The 16,729-nt window shown below is 39.9% G+C and carries 14 protein-coding genes and 1 pseudogene; 12 read left to right on the top strand and 3 right to left on the bottom strand.

From position 1 onward, the window contains the following. The first annotated feature begins 14 nt into the window (after nt 1-14). Together PPM_RS28090 and PPM_RS26730 are read left to right on the top strand one after the other, a co-directional pair. Complete coding sequence (locus PPM_RS28090) at nt 15-2,303, top strand: ThiF family adenylyltransferase (RefSeq protein WP_231860501.1); 2,289 nt, start codon at nt 15-17, stop codon at nt 2,301-2,303. Further along, on the top strand, nt 2,300-2,977 hold the full coding sequence (locus PPM_RS26730; protein ID WP_014600108.1) for a hypothetical protein: 678 nt from the start codon (nt 2,300-2,302) through the stop codon (nt 2,975-2,977). Before PPM_RS28090 ends, PPM_RS26730 begins: the two co-directional genes overlap by 4 nt. Before the next feature lie 674 nt (nt 2,978-3,651). Here PPM_RS26730 and PPM_RS26725 read toward each other — a convergent pair. Beyond that, complete coding sequence (locus tag PPM_RS26725; protein WP_014600107.1) at nt 3,652-3,987, bottom strand: DUF4181 domain-containing protein; 336 nt, start codon at nt 3,985-3,987, stop codon at nt 3,652-3,654. A gap of 78 nt (nt 3,988-4,065) precedes the next feature. Continuing rightward, the gene (locus PPM_RS26720) at nt 4,066-4,428 is read right to left on the bottom strand and encodes a hypothetical protein (RefSeq protein ID WP_025675183.1); all 363 of its coding nucleotides are present in this window, start codon (nt 4,426-4,428) and stop codon (nt 4,066-4,068) included. A 118-nt stretch (nt 4,429-4,546) separates the two neighbouring features. Between PPM_RS26720 and PPM_RS26715 the strand changes: the two genes are divergently transcribed. Then, nucleotides 4,547-5,446: a copper amine oxidase N-terminal domain-containing protein gene (locus tag PPM_RS26715; RefSeq protein WP_014600106.1), complete on the top strand. Its 900-nt coding sequence runs from the start codon at nt 4,547-4,549 to the stop codon at nt 5,444-5,446. Between the two features lie 603 nt (nt 5,447-6,049). After that, entirely contained in the window at nt 6,050-6,925 is an 876-nt protein-coding gene (locus PPM_RS26710; protein ID WP_014600104.1) for a copper amine oxidase N-terminal domain-containing protein, read from the top strand. A 167-nt stretch (nt 6,926-7,092) separates the two neighbouring features. Here PPM_RS26710 and PPM_RS26705 read toward each other — a convergent pair whose 3' ends face one another. After that, nucleotides 7,093-7,551 (bottom strand): AbrB/MazE/SpoVT family DNA-binding domain-containing protein, encoded by a 459-nt coding sequence (locus PPM_RS26705; RefSeq protein WP_043921466.1) that lies wholly within the window; start codon nt 7,549-7,551, stop codon nt 7,093-7,095. Nucleotides 7,552-8,088: 537 nt separating this feature from the next. Here PPM_RS26705 and PPM_RS26700 point away from each other — a divergent pair. The 8 genes and pseudogenes from PPM_RS26700 (at nt 8,089) to PPM_RS26670 (ending at nt 16,680) form a co-directional block, all read left to right on the top strand. Continuing rightward, nucleotides 8,089-8,701: pseudogene (locus tag PPM_RS26700) on the top strand (recombinase family protein). Nucleotides 8,702-9,564: 863 nt separating this feature from the next. Further along, nucleotides 9,565-9,807: a hypothetical protein gene (locus PPM_RS26695; protein ID WP_148266426.1), complete on the top strand. Its 243-nt coding sequence runs from the start codon at nt 9,565-9,567 to the stop codon at nt 9,805-9,807. A 168-nt stretch (nt 9,808-9,975) separates the two neighbouring features. Next, nucleotides 9,976-10,551 (top strand): sigma-70 family RNA polymerase sigma factor, encoded by a 576-nt coding sequence (locus PPM_RS26690; RefSeq protein ID WP_014600100.1) that lies wholly within the window; start codon nt 9,976-9,978, stop codon nt 10,549-10,551. Next, nucleotides 10,541-11,608 carry a hypothetical protein gene (locus tag PPM_RS26685; protein WP_014600099.1) on the top strand — a complete coding sequence of 356 codons (1,068 nt, stop codon included), beginning with the start codon at nt 10,541-10,543 and terminating at the stop codon, nt 11,606-11,608. The genes PPM_RS26690 and PPM_RS26685 overlap by 11 nt, the downstream gene beginning before the upstream one ends. A gap of 513 nt (nt 11,609-12,121) precedes the next feature. Continuing rightward, complete coding sequence (locus PPM_RS29480; protein ID WP_155252318.1) at nt 12,122-12,277, top strand: hypothetical protein; 156 nt, start codon at nt 12,122-12,124, stop codon at nt 12,275-12,277. Between the two features lie 1,097 nt (nt 12,278-13,374). Beyond that, nucleotides 13,375-14,382 carry a hypothetical protein gene (locus PPM_RS26680; protein WP_014600098.1) on the top strand — a complete coding sequence of 336 codons (1,008 nt, stop codon included), beginning with the start codon at nt 13,375-13,377 and terminating at the stop codon, nt 14,380-14,382. A 1,123-nt stretch (nt 14,383-15,505) separates the two neighbouring features. Continuing rightward, on the top strand, nt 15,506-16,285 hold the full coding sequence (locus PPM_RS26675) for a hypothetical protein (RefSeq protein ID WP_014600097.1): 780 nt from the start codon (nt 15,506-15,508) through the stop codon (nt 16,283-16,285). A 50-nt stretch (nt 16,286-16,335) separates the two neighbouring features. After that, nucleotides 16,336-16,680 (top strand): hypothetical protein, encoded by a 345-nt coding sequence (locus PPM_RS26670; protein WP_014600096.1) that lies wholly within the window; start codon nt 16,336-16,338, stop codon nt 16,678-16,680. Nucleotides 16,681-16,729 lie beyond the last annotated feature (49 nt).

The following is a 16,729-nucleotide window of genomic DNA, read 5'->3' as shown; positions in this document are numbered from 1 at the left end:
CCGGCAATATTCGGGTGAGAGGTAGTCATTCCGGTCTCTTTCCGATCATGATCCTTTATCCAGACGCGACCCCATATCAAACGCCGCACGTCTTTTTGTTAGAAGAGCCATTAACGCAAGCGGAAGTCGACCAAGTAACGAGTGCGCCAAGCTCTACCAATGCCTTTCATCTGGCAATTCGAAAAAAGAAGATTTATTTTACACGCCATCAGAATGTCGAAGGCATGCTCTGCATTTTAGAAACGGATGACCTGCACAGCGAGCAAGCGGAAGTGGTAAGTGTCGGCGATATTATCAACCGTGTCATGGAATGGTGTCGGGGAACATTAACCGGAGAATTCCCTCTCGATACCAATGAATTTGAGCTGATTCAGCATTTTCACAAGCATGCGAAGGATCTGAATTTTATCATCAGCGACGCTTTTTTTGATTTGACGATAATCAAGGGTGATTTCTATTTCGAGCAGATGACCGCCCTTTCGGGGACCCTCTTTTATGGAGCAGGCATTGCCGGTGAAGCGGAAAATGGAGTATCGAGCTACTCGTTTGGAAGCCGAAATTTGCTCGACAGTACGCTCCAGACAAGTGCTGAGGAATGGTTTTCAGAGAAGAAAATTGTCCAGGAAGGTCTGCAAGCTGGAACGTTGATTAAAGGGAGATGGTGGTCACTCAATTCCGAACCCAACCTTGTGATCGACAAACAGACCTTTTTGGATTTATTCCGAGATGAAGCTGGAAAGGTCTCTGAATCGTGGCTACGAGAGCTGGAACCACTTTTGAAAAGGGCAAGCGCTCATTTCTTTATTGGAATTCGGTATCCCAGTCGTAAAGGTGAGTTGGAATGGTCTTTCTTCAGATTTGTTCGTACTGGTGAAGCCTCTCCCCTCTTGGATCTCGGCCCGCTGGATGTCCAGGAACTTCGCGATCGTATTGATTTGTATGATGTCGAGGCAATTTTCACCGAAGACATGACCGAGGAAAAGTTCCATATCAGGAACCGTGGTCGGGTTTCGCGTAAGGATTTGAAAGATCAGAAAATTACGTTCTTTGGACTAGGAGCGCTTGGGTCCACACTGGTTCTTCAATTCAGCAAGGCAGGTGTTGGCTACTTGAACCTTTTTGATAAAGACATGGTTCACGCGCACAACTTGGTGCGCCACCAGGCGTCCCTAAGCTGGATCACAATGCCGAAGACGAGAGCGTTACGAGGAATGGTAGCTGAACAAAATCCATTTGTATTCGCCCGGGAGTGGCCGCCTTGCAGCGTTTATTTGCTGGATAACGAGTCTTGGAGAGTTTTGAGCGGCTGCCAGACAGCAATTTCAAGCATAGCGGACGATAATGTCGAAGCGTATATGAATGAGCTGGCGATCAGTGAAAATACGACCATGTATTATGTACGCGCTCTTAGGGGCGGAAAAGCTGCTCGGATTTTTCGGGTCATTCCCGGTACCGACGCTTGTAAGGAGTGCCTAGCACATTACTTCGCGGAAGGACATCCAGATTTCATCGACATTCCGGAGGATTCGGCCCTTCCGGTCATAACGAATGAGTGTAATAATCCGATCCGTCCGGCAAGCGCTGCAGATCTCGAGCTGATCTCTTCGCTGACAAGCCGCCTGGTGCTGGAAGAGCTGCAGAAAGAAACACCTGGCGAAGCTAACCACTGGGTTTGGACAACAGAAGAAATTGAGGGGGTGGATTATGATCAAGCTTCCCCCTTTCGGCTCCATCAGCGATCGCTTAAGCCGCATTCATTATGCCGCCTTTGCGCCGGAACGAAAATCCGCAGTGTTCGTATATATGGCGATGTGGCGGAGTCCATTTTGTCGCAATCGAATACAGCTGCTCCAGCTGAAACTGGTGGCATCCTGGTCGGTTATCTGAAACACGGCATCATGTATATCACGGGTGCCTCAGACTCAGGTCCACATTCGACAGAGTGTCCGGATCTCTTTGTTCGAGATAATCAGTACTGTCAGGCATATTTGGATCAGATAGAGACGGAGACCGGTCGAAAGATCCGATACGCAGGTGAATGGCATTCCCATCCTAGTGCCGCTTACGAGCCGAGTCAAACAGATATTAAAAGTCTCAAAGATATCGCGAATCAACGTCATTATGCAGTTGAAGAAGCAGTATCGATTATTATCTCTGAAAACAAAGAGCTGGGCGTGACCATTCATCAAAAGGATGGCAGCTACAAACGTTTTGCGGCTGTGATCGTTCCCGGGTCGTACGCAGAGACAAATCCGTCGCTTGATCCCTTATCTCAAGCTGCAGTTGAAAAGGAGCGAACATGAACATTCCTCTTCAGATCTATGATTTCATCGCGGTTCTTTTTCCGGGAATCGTGCTGATCTCTTTCATTCAAAGCCAACATCCGGAAGTTGCGGTTTGGCAAGACGCTGGTCAAGTGGGAACTATTGCTGTTATAGTAGTGGTTGCCTATATTGGCGGGCAATTGCTGACTACGTTATCAGGAATGCTCGAGCGTGTAAAGTGGATCAAATGGTTTTTTATAAGTGAGAAGCAAGTAGGAGGCGGCCAAATCGCTTTTCAAAGTCGTACGACTACAGTCATTATGAGTCAAAAAAAAGCCGAGGCTGTTAAAGAAGCCTTCAAAAACGTATACGGCTATGATATGGACATAACGAGCAGCGAGAATTTCGGTATGATTTATAGCATTGTTCACGATCGTATGGCGAAGCGGGACATGTTCTTAGCTATAGCGAATATGATGCGTACGACTTTGATGCTCGCTTTTGCTTTCTTGTTTTACTATTTAGCGAAAATCCTGATTTTGCAAAGCGTGTTTATTACGCCGCATGTTGCTTTTATTGTTTTTGATTTTTGTCTAATTTTTCTCTTCCGACAAAGCTATAGTAAATTTAAAAGCTTCTCGGATTCGATTCCATTTGATGCGTTTCTGGCTTGGTACAAACAGCAAACGCTAAAAAAAGAAAGCACATCGTAATGTTATGATCTCTCTATAATAGACAGAAAAAAAGAAAGACGATTAATCTGTTTACTTATAGAGGGATTTTTTATGAGCTAAACGAGAAAAACTCACGATGAGATATTTAAGTAAAAGACAGTCGACCTCTACCTCAAAAAGGTAGTCTATCACTATTGCTTGGTTTTAGCTCAGGGCTATGAGCTTGAAAACCATGAAACTAACAATGAAGCAAGAATTGGCCGATCGAGCGTAGATGCCTTTGAACAAGATGATGAATTTCTCAACCAAGTGTACAGGGGATAATTGGGATCTACGAGGAGTAGAAAAGCCGGTGAAGCTACTTACCTGTAGTTCACTGGCTTATAATTGGCTCTTCTACCATTAGGACATGTTCTTCTTACACATTCAAAGGAGGTCAAGGATATATGAGATAACAATAATATAAAAATCTACAAGCGTTAATGGTGATAAAGGCTATGTAAATGTTGGATGACAGGGGATAACGTTGACGGCGTAGACACTGGACTCATTGCTGCTTTTGTAGAGTACTCCAACGCTGAAGGTATAACACGTTACATCACTCAAGCTGGTCCTATTGACCGCATGCCACGACTCGATGGAACTTGGATTTACTCTTCTTAATCATCAATAGTAGTACAACAAAAAAACCGCACTAAGTATGCGGTTTTTTGTTAAATTAAAACGTAAACAATTGTACCAACTACAGATATGGCCATCATCAATAGTGAAATAATATGCTTTTGTGAACTGCGAATATATTTCCATTGAAAGATAGATCGAACACCGAACACTATAATAAGTAATACGCCAATCCAAACATATTTATAAGGGGGTTCATTAACAAAAAAAAGTGATAAAAATATACCAATACCCCCAATCACAACGAACCACCTGTAAGGGATAAAACCATCCGTGTCTGATATCTTCTCATCTGTTTTGCTGATAATTTTATCCAGAATAAATTGAATCACAGCTGCAATAAATAATACAAGAGCAAAAGTCGTCATTGGTATCACCTTCTTTTTCAATTCAACTATACTTCACGAATACAAATTATTACTGTTATGCATCAATAAACATATTATCTAATTCTGTCCTTTTTTTCTGATTTCAAAAATATTTACGCACACACCAATAAGTAAATTTAGCTCCGCAAGCAGAAAGATTAATTGATCTGACCCTGAAAAGTCCTTAGTTGAAAATATGGATATGATAACTCCGGATGAAATGAGAAGCATAAATAATTCTACAACCCAATCAGTTATCCTATTGGTCATCCCATTTTTCTGATATGTTGCATGAATAGCACGTACAATTAAACGGATTATTAATAATGCTAATAACCAGTTATAAAGAGCATTCGGATAACTATATGAAATTCGCAAATCTAGACTAGCTATGAGCCATACCAAAAGAACAATAGTTAAATAATAAGGATTTTTTAGCATCGTTCTTTCCCCTCACTGAATTTACAGTTATACAATTATTATACAATATAATAGAAACTTTTCGGATAATTCATTCGTCATATATGAGGGTGCTCATTGAAAAAGGAGGAAATTTATCTTGAAAAAGGTTATTGTGTTTGTGTTTTTCTTCGTACTTACGTTTCAATCTTGGGCCATTGCTGATGCTGCCAATCCGATATCCGTTAATGCGGTGAATGTGAATGGAAAGTTTATAGCAACTGATGTTTCACCTATTATTAAGGACGGGCGTGTTTTGTTCCCTATACGCACGCTTGCTTCACTTGGGGTAACCTATCAATGGGATAGTAAAAGTCAATCTGCTCTCATCACAAAAGGCAAAGATCAAATTAAGCTGACGGCCAACAAAAAAGAAGCATTTAAAAATAACCAAGCAGTTCAGGTATACGTTCCTGTCCAAATGACTCAAGGAAGGATACTGGTACCTTTTCGTTTTGTGTCGGAGAACTTTGGCTACAAGGCAAACTATGAGAAGATTCGGTCCATATTATTCATTCAAGATAGTAATTATAAGGTAGACCAAGAGAGCTTACAGGCAGAAGATTTACAAACCGCTCGTCAGGTTGCTATATCGCTGCCGGTTCAATTTTCTTTCAAATCGCTTTCTTCTTTAGAAAAGCCGGGGGCTAACAAAGAATATACTTACGTTTTCCCAAGAGGGGATTCATCCAGATACATGTATTTTAGCAATGATTGGTCAGCTGGTAATACGGTAGTTGAAATTAAGGATGGAGTTGCTAAGGCAGTTTGGCAATTTACATCAGGAAATGGTCTGGATGATATTGTATCTAGTGCTGGCCAAAGACCAAGTTATAATTATGTTGAATGGGTAACTGATATTATGATGTTTAATGATGAGAATGGGAATATCAAAGCTGTATACAACGATGATAAAGGTCAACAAAAGGAGATTACTGCAAAGGCGAAATCCTATATAGATGTTATCCAATCTATTCCTAATGAGACGAGAAAACACTAGCTAATACTGAATCGGTTTAGATGAGAATAAACCTGGAGGAAATGGTGATACAGCCCACATTTATGCAGGTGGAATTGCAGCAAATGAGGTTGATGCGGGTTTTTTCCATCAGCCTACAAACGATAACTGGGCAATGTTCATAAGACAGAATGGCTATTCACGAGGTCTAGTCTTTGAATCGGGCCAAAATGTATTTTTGAAATTTTATGTTCCAACGTCTGATAAAGTCGCTTTATATGCAGCGGGTTCCATTGTAGGTAGTTCTCAAAAAGATTGCACTGTGGTAAGAGATGTTAAGGGTTGGAATACTAGTGGCTATAATCAATCTATTAAACGATCGACAACTATAGCGTCTACAGGTTCTCCACATTCTGGATCGTTTATTAACGGAGTTCACTGGTACAATTCATATAATGTCACAAGCTCAACAAATAATACTCCGTGGACTACATCGTCACAAACTGCAGGATACTGCAATGTACCGATTTCGCAAGTTACAGCTTCATTTATTAATCCTGGTGAAGAAACTATAAATATTAGAGTTCCGTAAATGTTTGCAACAAAAAAAGACCTTGCTTCGTTATATAAACGGAGGGTAAAAAAATGAAACGAAAATATTTTTATAGAACGGCTGTATTATCTCTTGCAGTTCTTGTGAGTGCTATATTTGGAACCTCTTCTTATAACGCTAATGCAGCACCGATTAATCACTCTATTCATGTCAATGGAACCTCTTTGCTCAAAGTGAATGATTATGATGTTTTGTACTGCACACCGATTGGTCCCTACGTTAATGAAGAAAAACGTCTCATGGTTTCGCTTCGTTCCGTTGCCGAGCTTCTTGGCGCAAAAGTTGATTTTAACGGTAAACTTCAGGAAGCAAAAATCAGGTGGAGTTCAAATGAAATTGTGTTTCAAAAGGGAGCAAAAACATATAAACTGAACAATACTCCAGCACAGATGGACACTCAGCCCGAAGTGATTCAGGATGCCTTTGTCATTCCGCTTGGAGTATTGCTGAGAAGTATGAATATCCCGTTTGAGTACAGGAACAACAAAGTGATTTTAAAAAATCCGTCTTTTGACCAAAGCAAGATTTTTCAAAAAGTAATAGAAGCGGACCAAGGAAGATTCATTCTTGACAATCCTTCTGCACTGGATATTCAAAATTTCAAGCTTGTGGAAGAGAAAAACTCAGCAGGCGAAACCAGAGGGAGTATTACGGTGAGTGGATTAAATCGGACAGGCTCTACGATTAGAGAAGGGAAAGAAGATTTGCACATCATTTGCTTATTTAATCAAACGTTGGATATGGATGCAGACTTCGCGTCTATAGATATCCCGGATCGAAAACGTCCAAAAGTTAATCCGGAAGGCAGCGTGTCTCAAAGTCTATCGTATCTCAAAATAAATGATGATCCTTTGCAGTATATATTTACTGCCGGAAGAACAATACAAACGAAGAATGAACGAAAATAGTAATTTAAATATAAATGGCATGGAGCTGAACCTCATCGATCGTTTAATATGGCCATCCAGTGGCCAATAAACAGATCGACGAGCAGCAGTTATCACGCTGGCTTGAAAGTAACTCCTATAAAATCTGAAGGCTCCTTAAAATAGGGAGCCTTTTTCAATTCTACTGTCTACAGTAATTTTTTAAGTTGCGAAACACGCCCTTGCGATATACCAAGTTGTTTAGCATATTCTTTTTGGGAGGCGTTTGGATCTGATTCAATAAGCCTTCTAAGCTTATCAAGCATTTGCGGTGCGGATTGATACATTCTTTTTTTAGTTTTCGGATAAACATCATCTGCAGCTGCTGGATAGGGAGAAGGTAATTTACTGGAACCTGGATGACTCTTCAGCTCACAAATGCAGTTTACACACATAAATGAGTCTCTAAAGTAAGTTAAGCCCTCCAATGATCCGCACAGCATGCAAGCAACTCCAATATACTTCCGAAGGCAAAGAATACCCGCCTCTTCATCAAGGAAGAATTCAATGGGATCGCCTATCTCGTAATCTAGCACTCTCCGCATTTCTTTGGGAATGACAATACGACCTAGCGCATCTAAGGGACGTGTCATACCTGTACTTTTCAATGATTTCACTCCTTTTCACCTCTAATAATAGCAACTAATTCAAGAGAATGGTATGAATTTACATAGTTGGGGAGCGTATGCGTATGTGACACCACCCGCAAAGTAGATGTTATTATATGGGGAATCTATTAGTTTTGACATTGGATTTAATTTGGGCGTATTGCTGTTTGTGATTTAAAAGACATAAGATTAACTTTATTCATAAATAATATTAATATGTTCTTGAAATGAAGTATAGATTTTGGTTGCTCATGTGAGCCGACCAGCGCCGGGAAAATCGCTGGATTTTCCCGGCGCTGGTCCTGTGGTCAGAGACGCAGCCAAATGATTTTTCGACATCCTGGAAGAGCATCCCTACGAATGCCCTTTTTTATTCATATAGCAGCACATATACCTCGTCATTCTGTCCGTAAAGGTATGCTTTTCGAGACACTATAAATCCCCCCTTTTTAGCGTATCAAAATGTACTAAAATGACTTTAGAAACGTATCAAAAAGAATACTAATATTTTGATACAGTATTTCGGAGGTGTGATAATTGAAGCTGGCATATGGACGAGTTTCTTCAAAAGATCAAAACCCAGAACGGCAACTCGTAAAATTTCGAGAGCTGGGCGTGGATGAACGGTACATATTTGTCGATAAGATGAGTGGCAAGGATTTTGAGCGCCCTAAGTATCAGGCTATTAGATTGCTGATTCGTGAAGGCGACCTTGTTTATATGGATGCGTTGGATCGGCTTGGCCGGGATTACGACGGGATTATCGCGGAGTGGAAATATATCACCCGTGAAAAAAAACGCAGACATTGTATGTCTTGACAACGAAGCTTTGTTCGATTCAAGGAAGTTTAAAATGATGGGCGACTTAGGGAAACTACTTGAGGACCAATTTTTGAGCATGCTGGCTTACGTGGCTGAGCAGGAGCGGAAAAAGAACATGCAGCGGCAGGCGGAAGGGATTGAAGTTGCACGAACAGCTGGAGTGACATTCGGCAGGCCCAAGAAAAAAATTGATGAAACGTTTATTCAAGCTTATAAGGAATGGAAGGCTGGCAGGATAACGGCAACGGCGGCTATCCAGCAATCCGGATTAACAAAACCTACCTTTTATCGCCGTGTAAAGGAATACGAAGCTGCGGTAGCTAAATAGTTCAAATGACTAATGTTAAAAAAAGGTATAGACGATGGAAGATACGGAAAAATCTTTACAAGAGCTGAGTCCTTACGTGGCAAGGTTTCTGATGAGTTCTATCATAGAGGAAGTATGAATACATTTGAGCTGTTTCTTTAGAAATCCGAAACGTTAAGAAACCGTGAAAAAATATACCCGATGTTTACCAAAACCTATTATTATTCGAAAATAGTCACCTATACCTAAAACATGGGAACATGATATACTTAATCACGAGACTTATAGGATGAGCAAAACGGTGCGGTGCAAGTCTTCCGGAAATCCGGGAGGTGAACAGCATAAAAAACGTTTCTATCGTAACCAATATCTTGATGGTCGTTTTTACAGCCATTAATTCTTTGTTAGCGTTATTAACATTTATAATGCTTATAAAATAGTAAAAGGACGCCCCAACCGACCAAAGTTTGGCAATCCTTTTACCGTCCAATTATATTGTTTTTGTATCACAAGTACATCCAAAGTAACCGGATTACTTGAATATACATTGCTTCGTAAATCATCTAAAAGTCTCAGCCGTAGCCATTTTTAGGTTACGGTTTTTTTCTTTATCGGAAATCCTATGTCCAATATACCATGTAACACATTTGGGAACAATGGGAATAATTCAAAAAGAATGCAAGAAGAATGCAAAAAGAATGCAAGAATAATGCAGTAATAATTCTTGAATATAGCTTCTTAGACACAACTATACCAACCTACTGATAAGGGATACGATGTATTTCATAACATGTAATGGTTCGGAAATAATTTTTAATCAAAAGAGAAGGAATATGAAATGAAAATATGGGGTCGCGTTGAGGTGAGAAGTGCAGGCAGACAATGTGAAAGAATTGCAACTTGTTATTGAGTACGTGGAGCTGCCCTTTTTGTTGACGATACTGGAGCTGAATATCAAGAAGATAAAGGAATCAAATTTTAAGCTTGGCCCTCTGTTCGAGCTACACATGAGGACGATGCAGGATCGTGTATCAAAGGAACAGTACCGTGTACGCCAGGAAATGAGAAGGCGCAGAATCAAAGTTCTGGAGCAACATCAACTGGAGGATCGTATTACGGCCAAGTAATGAAAAAAAATTGTGATATCTATCGGGTATAAAGATTCTTCCTAGGTCATCAGTTCTTCTTATCCATCCTAAATCCATAGACTCCCAACCGAAAATATAAAAAACCGAACCTTTTTTCCATCGAGCGACAATATAGGGTGTAGCTGCTTGCTCAGGAGGGCCCTCTGAATGCAAAGTGAATCTATGTACCACGTGCTCACAAAAATGATCGAAGGAGATCAGAAGGCGTTTCATACGTTGTATGATGCCACTTACAAGGATGTTTACCGGACCGTCTCTTTTCTGATGGATCATCCGCAGGATCGCGAAGATATTATGAATGAGATCTACATGCAAATGTGGACCTCGCTTCCCAACTACGATCCGAGTCGTCCTTTCCACTTCTGGTTGCACGGCTTGGTCATCCGACAAGTGCAAAGATTCCGGGTGAAAAGCTGGAGGAGATTCCGAATTTTCGAACGCATCCGTGTCTTTTCTCGGGAAGAGCATCACTGGGATCAGCCCACGTTGAGGACGGATGGGACAGACCCCGAGATATCGAGGGCCATGCACAAGCTGACCGATAGACAGCGAACGGTGATCATCCTCCGCTTTTATCACGATTATACGCTGGAGGAGATTGCGACATTACTCGATATTCCGCTGGGTACAGTCAAGTCCAGATATCATGCTGGTCTGCAGTCGCTTCGAAAACAATTGGGAAATCTCCCGTTGGAAAGGATGGATAAAAACAATGCCTATTGAAAGACAAATCAGCGAGTACCTGCACCAAGAGGCAGAGGCCATGGAATGTCCCCCGGCTGTTTCCAAACGAATCGAACAATCTTATTCTCAATACGTACAACAGCAAAGGAGCAAAAAAACGATGAAAAAACGATTGATTGGCAGCATCGTTGCTGCAGTAATTATGATTCCAACCGCGGCATTCGCGGCCCCTCCCATGATTGAAATGATTACGAGAACACCGATGACAGCCAAACAAGTCAAGATGGATGCGGTTGGCGAAGCAGCACTTGAAAAGTTGTATCGCTCTTATCCGGAAACCAAGTCGTTTGAAATCATCGATGCCAGCCGGCTTGGAGGAGACCCCACGAATGCAAGTCAGGGGAAAGCCATTCAAACAAGCATCGTGCTGCAGGAAAAGGGAGCTCACGGCAAAAAGATCCGACTTGATTTGAACGCCACGGGTGAAATCGAACAGGTGAACCAAGAAAATTGGGAGCCTCAGGAGAAACCGGTCATCTCCTTAACCGATCAAGAAATCAAATCGAAAGTAGATGATCTCATTAACAAACTGTACGGTAGCTCCAGTAAGTACGAATGTAACATGGAGACGATGCAGAATCCGGACCAAAAAACGCTTATATTGAACTACACCGAAAAGGGATCAAAAACGCCGTTTTATAAGGTACTTGTACAAGGGAATACGATCAGCGTTTCTCTGATCGGAGGCGGCCCGGCTCCATCCGTGGAAGGCTTTTTCACGACAAACGGCAAGCCTGACTATACTGCGGATGTCTTTTTAAACGATGAAAAGCTCTTTTCTTTACTTCGCATGAGTCCAGAAGACTTGAAACAAGAATTGGCAAAGGGGGCATCGGTCGTCGAGATCGCTGCATCTAAAAAGATTTCCAAACAACAAGTCGTCGACATAATCGCAAATACGCAGGCAAAAAAACAAATCCAAACCAATCCGCATGGTGGAGCTACTGTTGACGATCATACGCTGGAACTATTGAAACGGATTGTTGAACCCAAAGTATTGAAAGTGATTGAACACAAAACGGAAACGCCTTGGTAGGGAGACAATACAGGCGCCAGAAATGACGCATGTATTTTACTTTTTAGATATTCTTATATTACGCATTCGAAATGCAATTGATGTATTTTGGGTTGCTCATCCTGCTAGCCACGCAGTAAACTTCGTTACAGCTAAAAAGTATGGTGCTTGATATAGTTAATTAAAACGCAATAAACGAAACAAAGAAAGCTTCAGGCTGATTCATCCGGTCTGAAGCTTTCTTTTCATTTGTCAGCTCACTATGAAATTCGAGCTTAAATAATCCAAGAGATCCCGAACAATATCACTATAATTAGCACAATAAAGTCGCTCATGACAGCTTTAATTACTGATAATTGACGAAGAAAATAGGAATTTAAATCATCTAGGCGTAAAGGTTGAGAAGATAGAGAAGTATGAAGAAGTGGAAGCCGAAAATTAGAATTAAAAATATGTTACAGATGATTCAAAAAGCTTACTTAAAGAAACGGTTCTAATTAGGGCGTGTCTTCAACGTGCTTAAGTAGGAATATATTGGTTAAAACCATTAAATTAGAATGGCTGATCGGTAAGTATGGGAGCGAGCGAAAGGAAGAGCGGGGAGGCTGGCTCATGCTACTGGCTCTAAGGCAGCAAGAGCGGTCACCTAAGAGCCAGTACGTACCGCTGGGCCGCTACTCACGCCGATAACTAGAGCGCCTACGCCAGGAGAAAGCGCCCGGCCAAGGCGCTCTACGTTCCTGTCGTTCCTTTCACGGAGCCCACGGAGCGTAAGAGCTGTGGGTTGAATCAAAGATGGCAAGCATACATCATGAACCGCTACGCTGGCGCTGCGCTAATCATCATGTATGCATGCACAGGGCAGCACCATGATTCCGCTGCGCTCCATCATCGCGCTTATCGATTAAAATCGTTTTGAAAGTAGGTCAAGTTAGAAGGAGAGAACCAGCTGCAGCCGGTTCTTTTTATTGAACGCGCATTTTCGTTTTTGACTTCCGCATGGTAACAGGGGCAGCAGATGCCAAGCGCTCCAGCCAGCTTCAAGATTACTTGAGAAGTTGAGAAATCGATAAGAAGAGGGCGCTCACGCTTTCAGCCGTTATACAGGAAGCTATTTATTATGTACATTTAATGAAGTCAGCCATGCGAACTATGATTTAAAGAACGCTGAAGCTAGCATTTTTACGTAAACATACTCGTTCGCGTCTGACTAAGAGGTAGAGAGTATCCTTGGTTGGATGTTCCCCATCTCTAACAATGGAGCGCTCTTTGAAAGACAAGTGACTAATTTCCTACTTTACAATATAAAAAGGAGGAAATTTGATCTAATTTGTCGTATTATATTATTGGCATAATTTACATCCTAAGTGAAAGCGGGAAGTTTATCGTTTTTTGAAATTGCGTGATATTGATTTTTACATGGATTTGGTACTAAATTTATCGAACAGTTGAAGAAACGATATAAATAGGAGAGAAAACGAGTTTTAGACGATCCCTAATAACGAATATATCGACTTTGTATCTGGACATATATAGGTGAAGAGGGGGGGACCCGATTATTATAGAGACGGACAAAAAATTAGCTATTTTGATGTTTATCGTTTCTCTATAATCAGCGTGTTAATTTACTATCTGAGACATTGAATTTCAATTTCAACTCCAATTCTTTTTACGGATGCGGTGCCAAGTGGTAATTGAAAATGAGATGATGAACTTTTTGTTTTTTATGGAGAGGATTAGCCAGGATCAAGTCATATGTGAAATGAAAAAGGGGTTAAATTAAATTTATGAAAAAGATTCTTGTTTTACTAATTTTGCTAATAATATTTGGTGCTACTGCTTGCAGCAATCAAGATCCATCTGAATCTTATAAACAAATAGATTATGATTCAACATCAACAAGTGAAGTTACAAAAGAACAATTTGTTCTAAAAAAAGTAAATTTACAATATGGTAATCAGCAGTACACGAATATAAATGATGAATCCACGAGTAGGTATGCCTTTGAACAGGATGACAGATTAACAGTCTCTTCTCAAACGAATCCAAGTAATTATTTCGATACTCCAAAAATATATATGTCAGTGGGAAAAGATGGAAACTGGGTATCAAAAGATTTAGCATTAGGTCAATTAGAACAATATGCTTATGCTGAGGGGGTTCCTGGTGGCTTTATCTTTGCTGATAAGGAATCATATTCAGTAAAGTACCTAGACAGCAATAATAAAATTCAAGTACACTCTTTTGTTGATAATGGAATAGACAAATCGTGGAAACTGGATAAAATTATTTTGACATCCAAGGGGTACGCTTTAAAATTCGACAAAGGAGACTCTGTAAAGCTCATTTTATGTAGCGATTATCAACATTCTATAGATATTAATATCAAATTTAAGTTTGGTTCGTCAGAGCGTTTTGATTATCAATATATAGACCTGAATTCTGGAGATATTGTAGCAACAGCTGATTCAAATATTTATATACTTAATCTTAAAACCGGTGAACCACAATTTGACGATCTGGGCCAACCTAAAAAATATCCATTATTACTTGGAGATTTTGTTGGGAGATCAAAGAGTGGCCAATGGCTTTATGTTGAACATTCAGATGATATAGTAAGAATTGGATACCTAGACGATGAACTTCGCTTCGTCGACTATTCAACTATAGAAGGTATACCTCATCCACATATAGGTGATAAGTATTTTTTGGATGGGAAAGAATTAAGAATGATAGGGACTTACAAGTATAGAGGAAAAGATTCTATTTATGAAGCCCTAATTGATATAAATTAACTGTTAAATAAGCAGTTTTGGTGAAAAAAACTTGCTGCATTGTTACGAGAAAGGTGCCTTGAAGAGTGTGGTTTAAATATGATGTACAGGAGTGATTAGATCAACTGTGGCTCTGTAGAAGAGCAAAATAAGGATACAGACTAATTAGAGACATAATAAGTATAAAAGCCGGTGATCCTACTATAGAGTAGTTCACCGGCTTTCATTTTAATGGCCATCGGTATTCTAATATAAAATGCTCATGGTTATGATACTAAATGATGGGGCTAATCACATTTTTTCGTCTTTACTAGCTTGGAACTTTTCTATTAACTCAGCAATCCTATTTGAATGTTTTTCCGACAGTTCATTCTTCAATTCAGATAATTTTTCGTGCCGTTCACTTTTTACTCGAAACTCTGCTTCTTTAATCTCTATGGCTTTTTCCTTTATAAATTTCAGAGTATTCGCTCAAATTCCTTCTTAATCTGTAATCTACATTCCATATACTAACATTTATTGTTGAAAATTATATAAAAAGAGCGAAGGAAATTGTTGATGTCTTAGGTTATCCTTAAGCCTTTGGGTGTACCCCTTTTATGTGAAAAAAATCGGTGGAATCGAATCTTATACTGACCGAATAAGTCAGACTTTCAATAGGCTAATAAATATGTTTGTAGTTTCTCATATGTAGGTAGAGCTTGTAATCATTTTAGGTAAAATCAACCCCACGAATCAACCGAAAGGTTGATTCGCATTTTTTAGTTGAGAGTTTAAAATAAAGACGTAAATTAGAACAAAATCTACTTGAATAAACGATAAAGAAAACTTTTAGCTTGGGTATCATAATTCTGTCAAAAGCCGTTGAAGACAAATGGTAGAATAATCTTTAGAAATTAATACCAAATAATCTTTTAATTAAGTCAATATTTACTTTTGTTATAAAAATAACCATTATTGCATATCGAGTTATAAATTATAAATAGAACATTTATGATGAAAATTTTATTCTTAAATTTCTCAGTGATAGTTTGACGAGTTATCGCCTTCTAACTACGATCCAATTCCTTCCGCACATCTTGATTTTACATATCTGATTTACCAAAACCGCAACACCACTTTTTAAATGAGAGGAGTTATTAACATGGCACAAGTTATTCCGAGTTTAGAATTAAAATGGGGGTTTCCGTATACCTCTCCTAATGGAACAGAGCCTTCGCCTTATATGTACCAAATTGATTTAAATCATGAAGTAGGACCAGGTATGCTGTTCCATGATTGTTTGTTGAAAATTGCAAATGCTCACAAAGAACACGAAAATGGGAGCACCTATTCCTGTTATGGAAGTTGGATTGGTGAAGGAGTAGTATGGCTAATGTATCCATTAAATGACGCTGATGGACGTGAAAAAGCGCCCTCTGATAAGGAAATTATGTATGAAATATACGGGGAAAAGGAAGGCAAAGAATGCTTAGAAGCGTTTGCTTCTACGCTGATTTCAAGTGAAAGCAAGTTGCTAAAATACTATCCTACGGCCAGTAACCCTTCAAAAGAAAAGGAAGAAACGCCGTTGGAGTATATTTATTACGCCATCGTCCAGCTCAACGAGCTAACTGACACGGAAGAATATCAAGAAATGGTATCCAAAGCAGTTCAAGCCCATAATCAGCACAGTCAAGGCTTAAAGTGGGTAACCTATGTCGAAGAGGGGACAAATCATCGCATGCTTCATCTATATGTGCCAATGAGAAGCTTCGGTGAAATGGATCATTGGCAAGGTCTAAGGGATATTTTAAGCGTATATGGAAGTGAAGAGGCAAAGAGAATTTATGACTCACTCCTTTCCGGCGTTGAAGACTACAAATCATATTTGATGACTTTCGTACCTAGTTGCGATAATTCCGGTTGTGAATTCGTTGAGTAGTAATCTAAATATATGATTATTTTGAACTTTAAAAAAGGAGTTGTTTACTTATGGAACAATTTTTATATAACCTTGATTTCTATATAATACCAAGCAAAAAAACTCAATTTGAAGAAAACTTCACCAAAATCCTTGTGGCACATAATAATCATCCTCAAGGACTGGGACACAGGCTGACATTTTACCGGACGTTTATTGGTGGAGATGACGTTTTGTCATTGACGCTTCCAATGGAGTCGTTGGGTGATATGGATCTATGGATGCATACACCTGAAATTGTTATTGAGTATTTCGGTCAAGAGGAAGGAATCCGTATTCTGAACGATTACTCTGCAGCTATGAAGATATGGAAGAGCAAGATTACGAAACGCTTCGAATTTAACACAGCAATTTAACAAATGCCGCCATCGATGGATTAGCATTTCAACGGTGGCGGCACTATTC

The organism is Paenibacillus polymyxa M1 (assembly GCF_000237325.1).
GTDB lineage: Bacteria > Bacillota > Bacilli > Paenibacillales > Paenibacillaceae > Paenibacillus > Paenibacillus polymyxa_C.
Note: the sequence above shows the minus strand (reverse complement) of the source record. Positions and strands in the feature narration are given on the sequence as shown.